General features: G+C 33.8%; 13 protein-coding genes. 6 read left to right on the top strand and 7 right to left on the bottom strand.

Going from position 1 to position 18,640, the window contains the following annotated elements; all coding sequences use genetic code 11:
- Window positions 1-502 precede the first annotated feature (502 nt).
- The 3 genes from ACM55I_RS02690 (at window position 503) to ACM55I_RS02680 (ending at window position 6,717) form a co-directional block, all read left to right on the top strand.
- The gene (locus ACM55I_RS02690; RefSeq protein WP_416845232.1) at window positions 503-3,121 is read left to right on the top strand and encodes a TonB-dependent receptor; all 2,619 of its coding nucleotides are present in this window, start codon (window positions 503-505) and stop codon (window positions 3,119-3,121) included.
- A 457-nt stretch (window positions 3,122-3,578) separates the two neighbouring features.
- Entirely contained in the window at window positions 3,579-5,465 is a 1,887-nt protein-coding gene (dnaK, locus tag ACM55I_RS02685) for a molecular chaperone DnaK (RefSeq protein WP_416844343.1), read from the top strand.
- A 250-nt stretch (window positions 5,466-5,715) separates the two neighbouring features.
- Complete coding sequence (locus ACM55I_RS02680; RefSeq protein ID WP_416845231.1) at window positions 5,716-6,717, top strand: LLM class flavin-dependent oxidoreductase; 1,002 nt, start codon at window positions 5,716-5,718, stop codon at window positions 6,715-6,717.
- Between the two features lie 215 nt (window positions 6,718-6,932).
- Here the strand turns inward: ACM55I_RS02680 and fumC are convergent, their stop codons facing one another.
- Window positions 6,933-8,330: a class II fumarate hydratase gene (gene fumC / locus ACM55I_RS02675; protein ID WP_416845230.1), complete on the bottom strand. Its 1,398-nt coding sequence runs from the start codon at window positions 8,328-8,330 to the stop codon at window positions 6,933-6,935.
- A gap of 219 nt (window positions 8,331-8,549) precedes the next feature.
- Between fumC and ACM55I_RS02670 the strand changes: the two genes are divergently transcribed.
- Window positions 8,550-8,747 (top strand): hypothetical protein, encoded by a 198-nt coding sequence (locus ACM55I_RS02670; protein WP_156129472.1) that lies wholly within the window; start codon window positions 8,550-8,552, stop codon window positions 8,745-8,747.
- A 118-nt stretch (window positions 8,748-8,865) separates the two neighbouring features.
- Here the strand turns inward: ACM55I_RS02670 and ACM55I_RS02665 are convergent, their stop codons facing one another.
- Entirely contained in the window at window positions 8,866-11,310 is a 2,445-nt protein-coding gene (locus ACM55I_RS02665; protein WP_416845229.1) for a TonB-dependent receptor domain-containing protein, read from the bottom strand.
- 81 nt (window positions 11,311-11,391) lie between these two features.
- The gene (gene arsC / locus ACM55I_RS02660) at window positions 11,392-11,733 is read right to left on the bottom strand and encodes an arsenate reductase (glutaredoxin) (protein WP_416845228.1); all 342 of its coding nucleotides are present in this window, start codon (window positions 11,731-11,733) and stop codon (window positions 11,392-11,394) included.
- 104 nt (window positions 11,734-11,837) lie between these two features.
- Here arsC and ACM55I_RS02655 point away from each other — a divergent pair, with 104 nt between their 5' ends.
- Both ACM55I_RS02655 and ACM55I_RS02650 read left to right on the top strand, forming a co-directional pair.
- Complete coding sequence (locus tag ACM55I_RS02655) at window positions 11,838-12,785, top strand: CPBP family intramembrane glutamic endopeptidase (protein WP_416845227.1); 948 nt, start codon at window positions 11,838-11,840, stop codon at window positions 12,783-12,785.
- Between the two features lie 6 nt (window positions 12,786-12,791).
- Window positions 12,792-13,838: an AMP-binding protein gene (locus tag ACM55I_RS02650; RefSeq protein ID WP_416845226.1), complete on the top strand. Its 1,047-nt coding sequence runs from the start codon at window positions 12,792-12,794 to the stop codon at window positions 13,836-13,838.
- Window positions 13,839-13,907: 69 nt separating this feature from the next.
- Here ACM55I_RS02650 and ACM55I_RS02645 read toward each other — a convergent pair whose 3' ends face one another.
- From ACM55I_RS02645 to ACM55I_RS02630, 4 genes are all read right to left on the bottom strand, one after another.
- Window positions 13,908-14,330 (bottom strand): DoxX family protein, encoded by a 423-nt coding sequence (locus tag ACM55I_RS02645; RefSeq protein WP_039110562.1) that lies wholly within the window; start codon window positions 14,328-14,330, stop codon window positions 13,908-13,910.
- 140 nt (window positions 14,331-14,470) lie between these two features.
- Window positions 14,471-15,106 carry a hypothetical protein gene (locus ACM55I_RS02640; protein WP_416845225.1) on the bottom strand — a complete coding sequence of 212 codons (636 nt, stop codon included), beginning with the start codon at window positions 15,104-15,106 and terminating at the stop codon, window positions 14,471-14,473.
- A gap of 168 nt (window positions 15,107-15,274) precedes the next feature.
- Window positions 15,275-16,876, bottom strand: a complete 1,602-nt coding sequence (locus tag ACM55I_RS02635; protein WP_416845224.1) for a S41 family peptidase — start codon at window positions 16,874-16,876, stop codon at window positions 15,275-15,277.
- A 70-nt stretch (window positions 16,877-16,946) separates the two neighbouring features.
- Complete coding sequence (locus ACM55I_RS02630; RefSeq protein ID WP_416845223.1) at window positions 16,947-18,575, bottom strand: acyl-CoA carboxylase subunit beta; 1,629 nt, start codon at window positions 18,573-18,575, stop codon at window positions 16,947-16,949.
- Window positions 18,576-18,640 lie beyond the last annotated feature (65 nt).

Below are 18,640 nucleotides of genomic sequence, written 5' to 3'. Positions count from 1 at the left end.
CTAGCGCATATACACCCAAAATCGGGATGCTTTACGCTACAAATAATATTTTTATCGTTCCGCTAATGTAGTTTGTTTATTACGAATTATTGGTGTTGTAATTCCTAAACTAATCGAATTGAAACAAATGGAATTTAGGAATCAGATTCCCTAGCCCCGATTACTTCACTTTTATTTTAATTGGTGTTTAATGAACTTCGTTTGCAGAGGCAACCATTTGTTTTTTTAGAAAAAAAAGTTATAGTGAATAACGGGAAATAGCTCTAGAAAACGAAAAAACGTGACCCTTAATTTAACGTATATTCATCAGTTTGTATAAACTTGGCAATTACCAGAAATAATATTTGGCGATTAAATTTATAAAAATATTTTTTGTATGACTTTTTATTAAAAATGTATTGTTCATAATTTTTTTAATAAAAATATAATTTTTTTAATATTATTTTAACAATAATGCATACGTTTGCTGTATTAAGGATGTGAAATTATTAAAAAACTATTTATGAGATTTAACCGTTTTGTTTTAGGTGTATTATTTATGTTAATAGTACCTACAGTTATGAATGCCCAAATAATCAAAGGGATTGTGACGGACGAGAATGGGCAAGCTTTGCCTTATTCTAATGTTATAGTTAAAGAGACATCCTTTGGGGTAACCACGGACGGAAATGGAAATTTTGAGATTAATCTAAAAGGATTGCCTGTTACATTAACTGCCAAATATGTGGGATACCAAAATCAAAATATTGAGGTGACAAATGATACCGCTCCCATTATTTTTAAGCTGCTGCCTAATAATAGTTTGGATGAGGTTGTAGTTACAGGAAACAGATCAAAAGTGCGCAGTGTACTGATGTCTGCAGTTCCTATCGATAAGATTTACTCAGAAGATCTTAAATCAAGTGGTCAGGTTACCTTTGATAAAATGTTGGCCTATAAAATTCCTTCTTTCAATTCTAGTAATCAAGCTATTTCGGATGCTACAGCTCATTTTGACCCAGCAGATTTGCGTGGTTTAGGGCCCAGTCGTACTTTAGTTTTAGTGAATGGGAAAAGAAAAAATCAAAGTGCATTAGTGTATATAAACGATACTCCAGGGAAAGGTGAAGTAGGAACAGATATGAAAAGTATTCCGTTTTCTGCAATCGAAAGAGTGGAAGTTTTGCGTGATGGAGCATCTTCTCAATACGGTTCTGATGCTATTGCCGGGGTAGTAAATATTATCCTTAAAAAGCAAACCAACTTTACTGAAGTAAGTCTTACATCAGGAATAACGTCAAAAGGAGATGGTTTTAATTTTGGAGCGGATCTAAACTCGGGATTTAAATTTGCCGATAAAGGGTTTGTGAATTTCAACCTTTCTTATTTGGATCAAAATAAAACCAATAGAGCAGGAAAACCAGGAAAAGATGATTTGTTTGGTATTGCTGCAAACGACCCTCAATGGGGAGACTGGCTAAAAAATAATCCTGACTTAGGAATGACTATCGGACAGCCTGATTCTAAAATGGGTGCTTTGGTTGTCAATGCCGAATATCCTCTTTCAGACAAAACAACGCTTTATGCTTTTGGAGATATCAATATAAGAAAAGGAACCAGCTTTGCACTTTACAGAGCTCCTTATTGGGTTTCGGACCCTAACAATTTATTACATGAGGCAGGAACTCCTTATAATGGTTTTCAGCCTACATTCAATACAGATGTGCTTGATAATCTGGGAAGTATTGGGTTGAGGTCTACTTTGTTTGGTTTTAATTCGGATTTCAGTTTGACATTGGGTTCTAATAAGGTTGATTATACCGTAAAAAACACATTAAATGTTTCTTTAGGGGCTAATAGTCCAACTGAATTTAAATCTGGAGGATATACCTTTAGTCAGTTTGTAGGAAATGCCGATTTTTCTAGAACTTTTGACAAAGTGACACTTGGTTTTGGTACAGAATTGAGAAAAGAGCAATATGAAGCGAGAGCAGGTCAAGAGGAGTCGTATGTTGGTGGAGGCGCACAGTCTTTTCCTGGATTGCAACCGGCGAATGCATTAAAAAAAGATCGTAATAATGTAGGTGTTTATACTACTTTAGATTATGACGTGACTGAAACTTTTTTAATAGGCGGTTCTTTGCGTTATGAAAATTATTCTGATTTTGGGAATAATTTTTCTTGGAAAGTGAATTCTCGTTACAAAATAGGAAATGATATTGCCGTAAGAGCTTCTTACAGCACAGGATTTAGAGCTCCAGCATTGCATCAGATTTATTTGAGTAATATACAAACTCTGGTTTCTGGAGGTACAGTTTCTAATCAAGGAACTTTTAACAATATTGATCCAGCGGTTATAGGATTGGGAGTTCCTCAATTACATGCAGAGAAATCTCAAAATTTATCAACTGGATTTACTTTTAGATCAGGAGCAAATTTTTCGACTTCAATTGATTTCTATCATATCAAAGTAAAAGATCGTGTTCTTTTTTCTGGAGAGGTTGGCTTTGATGGAGATAATACAACAACAAACCCGGTTGAAGAAGTGTTAATCAGCAATGATATTACAAGTATGAAATTTTTCATCAATGCTGTTAATACTGTAACTAACGGAGTTGATATTGTGATGAATTATAAAAATGTAGCATTAGGAAATGGCAAACTAGGATTTAGTTTGGCCTCTAATATTTCTAAAACTAAAATCGATGGGCAAATTGCTACACCAGCTATTTTAAAAGCAAATGGGTATGATATTTTTAATCGTAAAGAACAAGGCAGAATACTGAATTCCAGACCCAATACGAAAGTATTGTTAGGGATCAATTATGATATTAATAAAATGAGTGTCATTTTTAATAATAATTATTTTGGAAAAGTTTCTTGGCAACATGCTACTGATGTGTCAAAAGATCAAACTTTTAAAGGAAAAGTTATTACAGATTTAGGCCTTTCTTATAAATTTACCAACACGATATCAGCCAATGTAATGGTAAACAATCTATTAAATGTTTATCCAGACAAACTAGATACAAAAGGAGATGTTGTTACTGACTTAGGAGGTCGTTTTAAATACGCATGGGAAGTAAACCAGTTTGGTTTTAGCGGAACCACATTTACAGCGGGATTAAACTTTAAATTTTAAAAGGGAATTAAAGGACAATTATTAAAACGGGATTTATTCCCGTTTTTTTTTGAAATACTTTTTTAAAAGGATACAATCTAAATTACTATCCGTAATAGAGATCAATTAAGTATTTAAATAATAAATTTGACGTTATACCCTGAAAAAAATAATTATAATAGAAATATAAGTTCATAGAAGCGAACTTATATTTCTTAGATATAAAAAAACGTTCATTGTTTCGATATGAATTCTATTTTACTTAGGATATAAGTTTAGGCATAAGTTACGGAATCAAAAGAAATGCTATTTTATAGAAGTAATGACAGCATGCCTAAAATGTCATGTTGTCAGATTTTTTTCCGCCAATTTTAACATAAACTGACAATTTAAGGACGTGTATTGCATTGGCACAAAGATTGACTTATCGACTTCGAGCTATTAAAATGAGTATATAATAAAATTAAATATATTAAAAATGGGTAAAATAATCGGAATTGATTTAGGTACAACAAACTCTTGTGTTTCTGTAATGGAAGGTAATGAAGCAGTAGTTATCCCTAATGCTGAAGGAAAAAGAACAACGCCATCTATCATTGCATTTGTAGAAGGTGGAGAAATTAAAGTAGGAGATCCTGCTAAGAGACAAGCGGTAACTAATCCAACTAAGACTATTGCTTCTATCAAACGTTTTATGGGTCATTCTTTTTCAGAAGTTTCTGCTGAAGCAAAAAGAGTTTCTTATTCAGTAGTAAAAGGGGACAACAATACACCACGTGTGGATATTGATGGTCGTTTATACTCTGCACAAGAATTGTCAGCAATGACTCTTCAAAAAATGAAAAAAACTGCTGAAGACTATTTAGGTCAAACAGTTACTGAAGCAGTTATTACTGTTCCTGCTTACTTTAATGATGCACAACGTCAAGCTACGAAAGAAGCGGGTGAAATTGCAGGTCTTAAAGTAATGCGTATTATCAACGAACCTACTGCTGCAGCTTTGGCATACGGTCTTGATAAAAAAGGTAAAGATCAAAAAATTGCTGTTTACGATTTAGGTGGAGGTACATTTGATATTTCTGTTCTTGAATTAGGAGACGGAGTTTTTGAAGTATTGTCTACAAACGGAGATACTCACTTAGGTGGGGATGATTTTGACCACGAAATTATTGACTGGTTAGCTGCTGAATTTTTAACTGAAGAAGGTATTGATTTACGTTTAGATCCAATGTCTTTGCAACGTTTGAAAGAAGCTGCTGAGAAAGCAAAAATTGAATTGTCTTCTTCTACTGAAACTGAAATCAACTTACCTTACGTAACTGCTACAGCTTCAGGACCAAAACACTTAGTTAAAAAATTAACTAGAGCACAATTTGAAAAATTAACTGATTCATTAGTAAAACGTTCTATGGCACCAGTTGCTAAAGCGTTGAAAGATGCAGGTTTATCTGTTTCTGATATTGACGAAGTTATTCTTGTTGGAGGTTCTACTCGTATGCCAAGAATTGCTGAAGAAGTTGAAAAATTCTTTGGTAAAAAAGCGTCTAAAGGAGTTAACCCTGATGAGGTTGTTGCAATTGGAGCAGCTATTCAAGGTGGAGTTCTTTCTGGAGATGTAAAAGATGTATTGTTACTTGACGTTACACCTTTATCTTTAGGTATCGAAACTATGGGTGGTGTTATGACAACTCTTATCGAGTCTAATACAACTATTCCAACTAAAAAATCTCAAGTTTTCTCTACAGCGGCAGATTCTCAACCAACAGTTGAAATCCACGTTTTACAAGGAGCTAGAGCAATGGCTGCTGATAACAAAACGATCGGTCGTTTCCATTTAGATGGTATTCCACCAGCACCAAGAGGTGTTCCACAAATTGAAGTGACTTTTGATATTGATGCGAATGGTATCATCAAAGTTTCGGCAACAGACAAAGGAACTGGTAAATCTCATGATATTCGTATCGAAGCTTCTTCTGGTTTAACTGCTGAAGAAATCGAAAGAATGAAAAAAGATGCAGAAGCTAATGCTGATGCTGACAAAATTGCAAGAGAAAGAGCTGAAAAATTGAACGAAGCAGACGGAATGATCTTCCAAACTGAAACTCAATTGAAAGAATTAGGTTCTAAATTATCTGATGAAAACAAAGTTGCTGTGGAATATGCATTAACTGAATTGAGAATGGCACACCAATCTCAAGACATTCCTGCAATTCAAACTGCTCTTGACAACATCAACGCTGCTTGGAAAAAAGCAACTGAAGCGATGTATGCTCAAGGTGAACAAGGTCAAGGTGAAGCACAACCTCAAGGGGATGCTGCTCAAGGAGACAATGTTGAAGACGTTGAATTCGAAGAAGTAAAATAATAATTTCCAGTAGAGACGCGATGTATCGCGTCTTTGCATTCTATAAAGAAAACCGTTCGCCTCTGGTGAACGGTTTTTTTTATGGAATTATAAATGAAAGGGTTGTGTAATTCGTCGGGTTTGGTTTTTGATAGAGAAGCGCTGCATCATAATATTCCAATTTTTATATCAAACATTATAAATCAATTAACACCGAAGAATTTAGGGCTTAAATGGAAATGATTAATTTTGTTTAAATAGAAAATTTATAATGTCAAAAAATATTCCAGTCTCCTTATTAGAATTAGCAATAATTACCCAAGATAGCAATGCAAGCGAAACTTTGCAAAAAACAGCAGCACTTGCACAACTTGCCGACGGTTTAGGCTACAACCGATTTTGGTTAGCAGAACATCATAATATGGCGCACGTCGCAAGTACAGCAACGGTGGTGCTGATTGGTTATATTGCCAGTCAAACTCAAAATATCCGAGTAGGTTCCGGCGGAATCATGCTGCCTAATCATGCGCCGTTAATTATTGCGGAACAATTTGGAACATTAGAAACACTGTATCCGAATCGGATTGATTTAGGATTAGGAAGAGCACCGGGAACCGACTCGTTAACCGCGCAAGCCATTCGAAAAGATTTCTTTGAACAATCGCAACGCTTTCCGCAAAATGTGGCTGCGCTTCAGGAATTTTTCTCTGAAGACAATGCTACTGCAAATGTGCGCGCTTTTCCTGCCGAAGGGACTAATGTTCCTATTTGGATTTTAGGTTCCAGTATGGATAGTGCTGCTTTGGCTGCAGCCAAAGGATTGCCATATGCATTTGCAGGGCATTTTGCTCCCAAACAAATGCATCAGGCGTTTGAATTTTATAGAGATAATTTTCAACCTTCGGAATATTTAGACCAACCCAAAATAATGGCGTGTGTCAATGCAATTGCTGCCGATACAGATGAAGAAGCCCAGATTTTGTCAACCAGTTTGACTCAGATGTTTCTGAATTTGATTCGGAATGATAGAAAACCATTGCAACCACCTGTAGATTCTATGGATGGAATTATGAGTGAAGAAGAGCATTTTCATGTAAACCAAATGACTTCTTGTTCGTTTGTAGGAAGCAAAGAAAAATTAGTTACCGAATTACAGCAGTTTATTGATTATACCCGTATCGACGAATTGATGATTACAAGTCCGATTTTCAATCATCAGGATAAATTGAAAAGCATTCGAATAATGAAAGAAGTAATGGATTCTATGAATTAAACATGAAATTTATTGCAATGCTTTTTTAAAATTTAAATGAACTTATATTATGATAAAATTAAATCATATAAGTCATGTAAGTTCATTTAGGGAAAGTTCAATTATTAAATTTTGCTATCGATAGAGAAAATTTTAAACAAGAAACCCTGCAACTTACATTGCAGGGTTTTTAATTTATATCATTAATGATTAACAAATTCATCATTAATAATTAATTATTTCAAGCTTCCAACCATATCTTCTGGTTTAACCCAAGCATCAAAATCCTCTGGAGTTACATATCCCAAACGAACAGCTTCCTCTTTTAAAGTAGTTCCGTTTTTGTGTGCCGTTTGAGCAATTTCAGCTGATTTGTAATATCCAATTTTAGTATTTAAAGCCGTAACTAACATCAATGAATTGTCTACCAATTCTTTGATTCGTTTGTAATTTGGCTCGATACCTTGTGCGCAATGCTCATCAAAAGACATGCAAGCATCACCTAATAATCTCGCTGATTGCAAGAAGTTTGTAGCCATTAATGGTTTGAAAACATTCAATTCATAATGACCTTGCATTCCTCCAACAGCAATAGCTACATCATTCCCCATAACTTGTGCGCAAACCATTGTTAATGCTTCACATTGTGTAGGGTTTACTTTTCCAGGCATGATAGATGAACCTGGTTCGTTTTCCGGAATAATGATTTCTCCAATTCCTGAACGCGGTCCGGAAGCCAACATGCGTACATCATTGGCAATTTTATTCAATGAAACCGCTAGTTGTTTCAATGCACCATGCGATTCTACAATAGCATCATGTGCCGCTAAAGCTTCAAATTTGTTTTCGGCAGTTACGAATGGATGACCAGTAAATTCAGCAATATATTCGGCTACTTTTACATCGTATCCTTCGGGAGTGTTTAATCCGGTTCCCACAGCTGTTCCACCTAAAGCCACTTCTGATAAGTGAGCTAAAGTATTTTTAACCGCTTTTAATCCGTAGTTCAATTGCGCTACATAACCTGAAATTTCTTGTCCTAATGTCAATGGTGTAGCATCCATTAAATGCGTACGGCCTATTTTAACCACATTGTTGAATTCAACTGCTTTGGCATGAAGTGTATCTCTTAGTTTTTCAACTCCTGGAATGGTTACTTCAACCACTGCTTTGTAAGCTGCAATATGCATTCCTGTTGGGAATGTATCATTAGAAGATTGTGATTTGTTTACATCATCATTGGCTTTGATGAATTGCTCGCCTTCGCCAATGTTGAATCCTTTTAGAACTTGTGCACGATTAGCAACCACTTCATTTACGTTCATGTTACTTTGTGTACCTGAACCTGTTTGCCAAATTACCAATGGAAATTCGTCATCTAATTTTCCTGCTAGGATTTCGTCACAAACGGCAGCAATAGCATCCCGTTTTTCTACTGGTAAAACACCTAAATCGCAATTAGCGTAAGCAGCTGCTTTTTTTAAGAAAGCAAAACCTTCAATAATTTCTTTTGGCATGGAAGCCGATGGACCTATTTTGAAGTTGTTACGGGAACGTTCTGTTTGTGCGCCCCAATATTTGTCTGCAGGAACCTGCACTTCACCCATCGTGTCTTTTTCTATTCTAAATTTCATTGTGTTGTTATTTATAAGTATTAAGTAGTTTAGTAGATTTTTAGCCCCGATAGCAGTGAAAATCCTTTTATGCCGGTGTTCGGCATAAAAGATTGTAACGAATAGCGGGATTAGCTCCAAATTCTGAGCTCAAAAATACGGATAATTCCCTTTTTATAAAAATTGATTGATAGTTTTTGTTAATTTTTATTGGTAAGAAAAGGAATTAAACTTACATTTGTGGCTACATTCAAAATTCCGGAAAACATGTTTGAATTTTCACAGTACTTAGGCTTTTTACTTTTCTTAACCGTTCTTACAATAGGATTTTGGTTAATGTTTTTTCTTGTTGGTTTCGTATCTTATTGGGTAGGAGGAGCAACTTGGGAAGCATTCAAAGAGAAAAGAGCAAAAAAGAAGCAAGAACAATCAGTTTAATCTAATTGTTTTATAAAATTAGGACCCGTGAAAACGAGTCCTTTTTTTATGCTTTTATTTTAATTTTTTACAAAAAAAGGACCCGTTTTCACGAGTCCTTTTTGTTTGTTACTTATCCTTATCCTGGAAATTCTCCTCCATTATCATTATTTTCGTTTTTAGGTGCTTGTTTTTCTCTTTCATTTTTAGTCTTATTAAATCTATAAGTAAAAGAAAGATTGAACTGTCGCTTACGAAATTGCATTTCGCTATATGATGTCTGACCTTCAAGGTGAGTATAAGACTTCATTATTCTGGAATTGAAAATGTCACTTATATTAAATGCTACTGTTGCTTTATCTTTTAGAATGTCTTTGCTAAAAGCTGTGTTCATACCAAATTGACCTAAGTTTTTACCTTGTGCAGTATTTTGTGGACCATTATACATTCCTGTTAATTGCCAATCTATTTTGTGGGGTAAGGTTAATTTTGAGTTGATTCTTGCAAACCAAGAATTTGCTTGATTATCAAGATTTTGAGTTACAACGACACCATTTGTATCTGTATAACTGTTTTCTCCAGTTGTTTTTACATTGTAAAGATTAAAATTACTATTTAATTTCCACCATTTAAAAGGGGTGTAATTTAGAGTGAATTCGAAACCAAATTTTTGTTCTTTTCCTAAGTTGATTGGTCTGCTCAAAATAACTGGAATTCCGTTTACATCTTCACCTGTAGGAGATCGAACAAAACTAAAGACATCTTTTGTATCTTCAAAATAAGCGGAAGTATTAAAAGTTACTTTATCCCAACGCTTGATATATCCAATGTCGTATTTGTCAGTTAGTGACGGATCTAAATCAGGGTTTCCTTGAAAAATATTAATATTACTTGAGTAATTCGTTGCCGGGTTCATGAAACGCCCTCTTGGTCTTGATAAACGTTTGCTATAACTGGCAGTGAAGTTACTTTGCTTAGATATTTCATAACTAATAAAAGCACTTGGAAACAAGTTGTTGTACTTTTTAGTATTGAATACATTAGTGTCTAATAAATTAACCTGGATATTGGTATCTTCCCAACGCAACCCGAATAAATAGGAGAATTTATTTACTTTGAAACCATACTGCGTATAAATTGCATTTATGTTTTCTTTATATTGTAAAGTGTTTGACAATCTCGGAATTGTTGCGCCCTGGTCATCAAGAACGTAATATTTATTATTTAAATCCCCAAAACTTCCTTTGTAACCCGCTTCAAACTGACTTCCTTCGCCTATTGGAAGAACGTAGTCAGCTTGAAATTGAACTTGTTTTTGAACTTGGTTATTTAAGGTGTTATTAAAATCATTTGTAGCGGTTATAAGACTATTGCTATCATCGGTGTTTCGGGAAATCGATCCGTCAACGGTAAGTTTGTGCCCTTTATCGTTGAAGTTTTGTATTAAATTTGAAGCATATTCAACGTTTTGACTGCCCGTATTTCCATCATTCAATCGAAATGATGAGTTTGTAAAAGCATGAGCTGCATCAAAACTATTATAATTGATTAAGTCTCTGGTATCACCTGAATTCTTTTGGTAGTTAATGGAATTTGTCCAAAAAGTAGTTGGAGATATCACCCATTCGATACCAGCTCTTCCATTAAATCCGTCTGAGGTTCTTTTAGTATCACGGTTTTCCTCTAAAAAACTTTTTGGTGTGCCGTCAGTATTAAAGTACTCAGAATTAGTTAAACCGCCACCTTCATTTGTTCTGTGGTTGTATCCTGCAGTGGTAAAATAGTTTAATTTTTCGGTTTTATAATTCAAATTTGCACTTAATCCGTACGTTTCTGGAAGACCAGTTGAAGCGATAAAAGTTCCGTTTATACCTTGATTTTTTCCTTTTTTAAGGATAATATTTATTAATCCTGAACCTCCTTCGGCATCATAACGTGCAGATGGGTTTGTAATTACTTCAACTTTATCAATTGCATCAGCAGGGATTTGACGTAATGCTTCGGCAATGTTTATAGCATTTGAAGGTCTTCCGTCAATTAAAATCCTAATGTTATCGCTTCCTCTTAAGCTTACATTTCCTTCGGTATCAACTGAAACCGATGGAACGTTGTCTAAAACGTCGCTAACAGTTCCGCCTTTGACCATCATATCTTGGCCAACATTATAGACTTTTTTGTCCAGTTTGATTTCGACTGTAGATTTTTCAGCACGAACGACAACTTCATTCAGTTGGTTGGCATCTTCATCTAAAGCAGTTGTGCCTAAATCAATATTTCCTTGAATACTTTTTTGTTTGATTTCAGTTGGTTTGAAAGAAATGAATTCGATTTTTACATCATAAATGCCTGGTGTCACATCGATACTATATTCTCCTTTTGCATTTGTAATTCCGCCGGCAAGTGCTTTTGGATTTTTGGCACTCATAAACGTAATTGTAGCATACTCTAATGGTTGTTTGCTCAATTTTTCAATAACTTTTCCACTAACTTTCACTTTTTGGGAAGGAGCGGGTTGCTGTGCAAAAATTATTAAGCTTGTAAATATAAATGCAAGAGCAAGTAGATTTTTTAATTTTTTTGGCATTTTTATAGTTTTAGTTTCTTTTTTAGATTACAAAAACTAAGTTAGGTTTAATGTGTAAATCATAAAAAAGTGTTAATTTAATTATATGAAATCATTTACATTATCTAGCACTCTTCCTATGATTGCTTTATCTCCTTTGATTACAATAGGTCTTTCAATTAAAATAGGATAGGTAACCATTGCTTGAATGATTTCGTCATTAGTCATTGTTTTATTTTTGAAATTTTCTATCCAAATTTTTTCTTTTTGGCGCACTAATGCAAGCGGTTCAAAATTTAGTTTTTGAATAAGTGTTTTTAATTCTTCGAAAGTGGGAACGTTGTCAAGATAATTAATGACTTCAAATTTTTTTTCAGATTCTTTTATAAAAGCCAGGCAGTTTCTTGATTTTCCGCAACGCGGATTGTGGTATATTTGTATCATAAGTAATTTTTTGATAAAGAAAATAGAGTATTAATCTCGTTTCATAAGTGTAACAAAAGTAAAATTTGTTACTCTAATTTTAATAATATAAAAAACAAAAATCTATGTTTATAGAACAAGGAGTGAAATCTGAGAATAAATTTTGGAAGTATATTGTAGGTTCATTAGTAATTATTTTTGCTTCTTTTTTAGGTCAGATACCTTTATTATTAGCACTGCTTTATGAAACATTTATAAAAGGGAAAAAATATCCATCTTCTAATGAAGATGTTATGACGTTTTTTGAACCTAATATGACATTATTTTTGATTCTTGCTTCGTTTGTTTTTGCGATGCTGGGAATTTATTTTGTCATTAAATACATCCACAATCAAACGATGCTTTCTATAACTACATCCAGATCAAAAATGGATTGGAAAAGAGTACTTTTTTCGTTTTCTATTTGGTCAGTTTTTACAATTGTGTCAACATTATTGTTCTATTTTTCAAATCCAAGTGACTTTGTAATCAATTTTAAACCCATTCCATTTGTTATTTTAGTTGTTATTGGGACACTATTAATCCCCATTCAAACTAGTACCGAAGAATATATTTTTAGAGGTTATTTGATGCAAGGTTTTGCCAATCTCGCTAAAAATAAATGGTTTCCTTTAATCATGACTTCTGTAATATTTGGAGCGATGCACATTTCAAATCCTGAAGTTTCTAAAATGGGGAATATTATTTTAGTCTATTATGTAGGAACTGGATTTTTACTGGGCATAATAACCTTGATGGATGAAGGGATGGAATTAGCTTTAGGTTTTCATGCGGCTAATAATTTAGTGAGTGCTTTATTAGTAACATCTGATTGGTCAGCATTTCAAACCCATTCTATTTTTAAAGATGTTTCGGAGCCTTCAGCAGGTTTTGATGTTATATTCCCGGTTGTTATCATTTACCCAATCCTTTTATTTATCTTTAGTAAAAAATACAAATGGACAAACTGGAAAGATAAATTAACAGGAAAAATTGAAGAACCAGTGCATTTTAATGATTTAAACTCAATATAATTACCAATGAATACAATTACTTATAAAAACGTAAACAATCATTTTAAACTGAATGGATTTCATCTGAATCGAAAAGATTTATGTAGAGTGGCATACAGTTTTATAAAAGAAGGGGAAGAGCATGAAAAATCGGTTGGAGATTTTATATTGGATTGGTTTGATAAAAAAAGCTATATCGAATTGAATACTTCCGGAACTACGGGAAGCCCAAAAATTATTCAAATGGATAAACAAGCGATGGTAAATTCAGCTTTAGCTACCGGCGATTTTTTTGATTTACGTCCCGGAGATAAAGCATTACATTGTTTGCCAACTAAATATATAGCTGGGAAAATGATGTTTGTCAGAGGCTTTATTTTAGGATTGGATATGGATTTTGTAGCTCCAACTTCGCATCCGATGTTGCTTAATGAAACTAAATATGATTTTGTTTCTATGGTACCTTTGCAAGCTCAAAATTCTTTGGTAGAATTAAAAAATGTAAAAAAAATGATTGTTGGTGGCGCTAAAATGGGAAAATCACTTGAAAAAAGTCTTTCTAAATTAAGTACCAAAGGATATGAAACGTATGGTATGACAGAAACAATCACCCATATTGCTGCCAAGAAAATAGGTGATAAGGCATTTTCAGTTTTACCGAATATAAAAATTTCTCAAGACGAAAGAAACTGTTTAGTGATTGATGCACCAAATATTTCAGAAGAAACTATTGTAACCAATGATTTAGTTGAATTAGTAAATGAAAACGAATTTGTTTTCTTGGGTCGTATTGACAATGTGATTAATAGCGGCGGTATTAAACTGATTCCCGAGCAAATCGAAGAGAAATTATCAAATAAAATTCATTCAAGATTTTTTGTTACAGGAGTTGAGGACTCTACTTTAGGGGAAAAATTGGTACTGATTATTGAAGGCGAAAAACAAACTTTGGACGAAACTATTTTTGATGGTTTAGACAAATATGAAAAACCTAAAGAAGTCTTTTATGTTTCAAAATTTATTGAAACACAAAATGGGAAAATAAAAAGGAAAGAAATTCAAGAGAGCCTTTAATTAGTTTCAGAATAGCTAGACATAAAAAAGCATCCCGTTTGAAGGAACAGGATGCTTTTTTAGTTTTGACTATTGTTGCATTTTGAAAAAATAATCTGCAGAGTGTTTGCCGCTTCCATAAAATAAGAAAAAGACACAAATTCCAAGTATTAGGAATGCTAACAATAAGTTTTGAGAATGCATTTCGCCCATAAAATTTACAATAATTGCCCCAATCAGTATGGGTAATTGTGCTATTATTGCCCATCTGGTAAGTAAACCAAAAGCAATCATTATTCCTCCAACCATATGTGCCGGAGCAATATAATGAATCAGAAACATTCCACCGCCAATTTTGTCAATTGGGGATATTAAGTCTTGTAAATATTGGATGTTTGTTATAAAAGAGATTCCTTTCATAAACAAAAAAACACCAAGTGCTATTCGTACCAAATCTAATGATAAATAAGTGTGTGTATTTGCCCACTTATTTAAATTTTTTACGTTGCTCATAATGTATAGTTTAAATATTTAACACTAAGTTACTAATTTTTAAAGATATAAGCGATTTTTTGGGTCTATAAATTTTTTTAGTGATTTTAATCAACAGCTAAACACTTTCTTTTTTATAAAGGAGTATAAAACGAATTTATTTAATGTATGAACCGGTATTTTAGCTTTAGACCAAGACTATTTTCAGCATGACCATGAGCTAAAAATTGAGTAAAATCCATTGACAAACCTAATCTGTTTTTAGTATTGCCAATGATAAAATACCTTCCTAAGTAGAACGCTGAAGAAAGTCCAAATTGCTGGGCACCTCCACCATATTCAGATACAAAACCAAGTCCAAATTTTTTGTCTGCATCCGAAAGAGCATAACCTACCCCTGATTCTGCCCCCCAATACCATTTATGGCTAAAGCTATATTGGGTATTAATTTTTATAGAAAATATATTAAAGTTACTGTATAATGTTTTCTCTGTTAATGTACTTTCAGGTGTTATTTTTGGTAAGTTTTGTTTGACGAGCCAATAGTCATAATCGACTTTAATACCCAAGTCCAATTTTGGTGAAACTTTTTTCCATGCTCTTATATTGATGCCAATTTCAAATCTATGGGAGCGATACATTTCTATGTGTACTGGTATGGATAGGTTAATACCTGATTCGAGATAAATTGTTTTATCTTTTTTGGATGAAACACTATCTTGGGTAATTGCCTGCGCAGAAACAAACTGTACAGCCAAAAGCATTATATTTAGGAATACTATCTGAATCTTTTTCATTTTTTCTTATAATTAAATAATTCAAATCTCAGTGACTATTTTTATTGAATTGAAAAAAATGATATTATAAAGTGGATGAGTATTTATTGGCTTATAAAGAGTAAGTAAAGATACAAATAACTATTAATCAATACCATATGGTTTGTTTGAAATGTTGTATGTATAATTTTATAAACTCATTTTGTTTTTAAGAATTTCAGAAATGTCTTTTTTTCGTATCTTAATGTCATCCAAAATCCAATTCATTTCAGGATCATTTTCTTTTATACGGTCTTCAATCGTAGGAATTATTTCCATGTCAGGAAATATGCCACGACCTTCAATAATTGTTTTGAAAGGAGCGGCTATATACATTAATCCGATACGAATTTGGATGCCAGTATTTGGCAATTTTTCGCGGGGCATAAAACCTGCAACTGTCCCATTAAATGCGCCACCTGTTTCTTCACCTACAAAATAGGCTCTTTTGGAACCTTTTAAATTAGAAGAAATAATACTTGAAGCCGAAAAACTTCCGCCATTGATAAGAACATAAATTTTTCCCTTGAAAGCATTTTTCCTCACTTTATGAGGGGTAGTTTGGGTTGCATAGTAATTTTTACCGTTTTGGTTTTTATGAACAGTCAACAGTAAATAGGTATATATTATTGGAGAAAAAATCGTTTTTAAAGCTTTAAACCCAAAAGAACCTCCATTAAAGTAAGCTCCTTTGAACAAGCTTGATTTTGAAACTACTTCAGATTTATCTAAAAACACAAAAGTGCTGTCTGCTAGATAAGAATATAAATCGGCAATTTCAGTTACTCGTCCGCCTCCATTATTTCTCAAATCGATGATAAGTGTTTTAGATTGATAACCAGCAATTTTAGAAAAGCTTTCTTTGTAAAAAGTTTTATAATCGCCAATTTTGAAACTTCTAATTTTCATTATAGCTACGCTGCTGTCTTTTTCTAAAAAGTGTAGGTTCCGATTGTAATTTTTTTCAACGGAATAATAACCATTAACCTTTTTCTTTTTTCTAATTGCTTTCGATTTGATTTTATCTTTCAGCGCTAGTTTTTTTTGAATTTTTTTGAGATGTTCCCCAGTTGTATCCTCTGCTTTTCGTTTGATTGTAATCGTTTTTAGGCTGTCGTTATATTTGAAATCAAATTTTAGACTATCCTTAATTCCATTTTCATTAGAGAATAGTGTGGAAAAACGTTTGCCTGAATAATTAGTTTTGTAAGTGGTATTATAACCGTCAGAACTATAATAATGATTGTATTCTGTAATTAAATCTATTGGTTTTGTACCGTTTACAGCAATGACTTCAGTTCCAGGTTGTATCGTTTTGTCATAAGACTTGTTTTTTACAACATATAATTTTCCATTAAAAAGATCGAAATCAAATTGCGAAAAAGGACCGGTTCCTCTTTTGATAAGTGCTTTGGTTTCTCCTTTTGACAATAATTTCGTTGGTGGATATACAACTAAATGTCCTTGTCGCACCGAAACAACCACAGGACTTAATTTTTTGTAAAAATTAAAAGAAGTCATTGGTTTTGTAATGGTCGCTTTTAGACTGTCGAATTTATAATCTAAAGCTTCCTTACTGATATACCAGTATAAATTGGGGTGTAATTCCTGTAATTTTCGATAGGTAAAATCAATATCCGATTTTAATTTCTCTTCGGTTATCAAATCATTCAAATGCTTGTTATGCTTTTTTATGGAAGCACATTGAACAAAGAATAACATTGCAAAACCAAATAGAACTATTTTTCTCATATTTTAATTACTTAGGTTTTTTCTCAACATTGATGACTACAATCTAAATTCTGAAATCTATCATTTGAGATTAAACCTGAATAACACCTAAATTAAATTTCTTTTCAATAGGCGAATGGTTAGCAGCTTCAATACCCATGGAAATCCAAGTTCTGGTTTCTAAAGGATCAATTATGGCATCAGTCCATAATCTGGAGGCTGCATAATAGGGTGAAACTTGTTCGTCATATCGCGCTTTTATTTTGTCGAATAATTCTTTTTCTTTCGTTTCATCTACCACTTCTCCTTTTGCTTTAAGCGAAGAAGCTTCAATTTGGGTCAATACTTTAGCTGCTTGCGTTCCACCCATAACTGCTAATTCCGCACTTGGCCAGGCAAAAATTAATCTTGGGTCATACGCTTTCCCGCACATGGCATAATTTCCTGCACCATAGGAGTTTCCTACAATAACGGTGAATTTTGGAACAACAGAATTACTCACAGCGTTCACCATTTTTGCACCATCTTTAATAATTCCGCCATGTTCTGATTTGGATCCTACCATAAAACCGGTAACATCTTGAACAAATACCAAAGGAATTTTCTTTTGGTTGCAATTCGCAATAAATCGGGTGGCTTTATCAGCGCTATCTGAATAGATTACACCTCCAAACTGCATTTCACCGTTCTTAGTTTTTACCACTTTTCGTTGATTGGCAACGATCCCCACTGCCCAACCGTCAATTCGCGCATATCCAGTAATGATAGTTTGTCCGTAACCGTCTTTATAGGCTTCAAAATCAGAATTATCAACCAAACGATTGATGATTTCCATCATGTCATATTGTTCATTTCGAGCTTTTGGCAAAATGCCATAGATTTCATTTTCGTCTAAAGCTGGTTTTTCCGATTTGATTCTGCTGTAACCAGCCTTATCGAAATCACCTATTTTGTCGACTATATTTTTTATTTTGTCTAATGCGTCTTTGTCGTCTTTGGCTTTATAATCCGTCACACCCGAAATCTCACAATGCGTGGTTGCTCCGCCCAATGTTTCGTTATCAATGCTTTCGCCAATGGCAGCTTTCACCAAATAACTTCCCGCAAGAAAAATACTTCCCGTTTTTTCGACAATTAAAGCTTCATCGCTCATTATTGGCAAATAGGCACCACCAGCAACACAACTTCCCATAACGGCAGCTATTTGGGTAATTCCCATGCTGCTCATTTGCGCATTATTTCTAAAAATCCGACCAAAATGTTCTTTGTCCGGGAAAATTTCATCTTGCAAAGGCAAATAAACACCTGCGCTATCTACTAAATAAATGATTGGCAACCGATTTTCCATCGCAATTTCCTGCGCACGAAGATTTTTCTTTGCAGTAATAGGAAACCAAGCGCCCGCTTTCACGGTAGCATCATTGGCCACAACAATACATTGCTTTCCTTTGATATACCCAATTTTAACCACAACACCACCAGATGGGCATCCGCCGTGTTCTGCATACATTCCTTCACCAACAAATGCTCCAATTTCTATGCTTTTAGCTTTGGCGTCAAGCAAATAATCGATGCGCTCTCTGGCAGTCATTTTGCCTTCTCCGTGCAGTTTTTGGATGCGTTTTTCACCACCACCTAATTTCACCAGACTCAATTTTTGTCGCAATGCCGAAAGTAAAAGTTTATTGTGGTCTTCGTTTTTGTTGAAGTTCAAATCCATGATGCAATAATGTTAAAAATAGTTTGGGCTAAAATACAAAATCCAATGAAATAAAATTTATTATT

Source organism: Flavobacterium algoris (assembly GCF_048158525.1).
Classification (GTDB): Bacteria; Bacteroidota; Bacteroidia; order Flavobacteriales; family Flavobacteriaceae; genus Flavobacterium; species Flavobacterium algoris.
The sequence above is the reverse complement of the archived record's forward strand: the minus strand, read 5'-3'. Positions and strand labels throughout refer to the sequence as shown.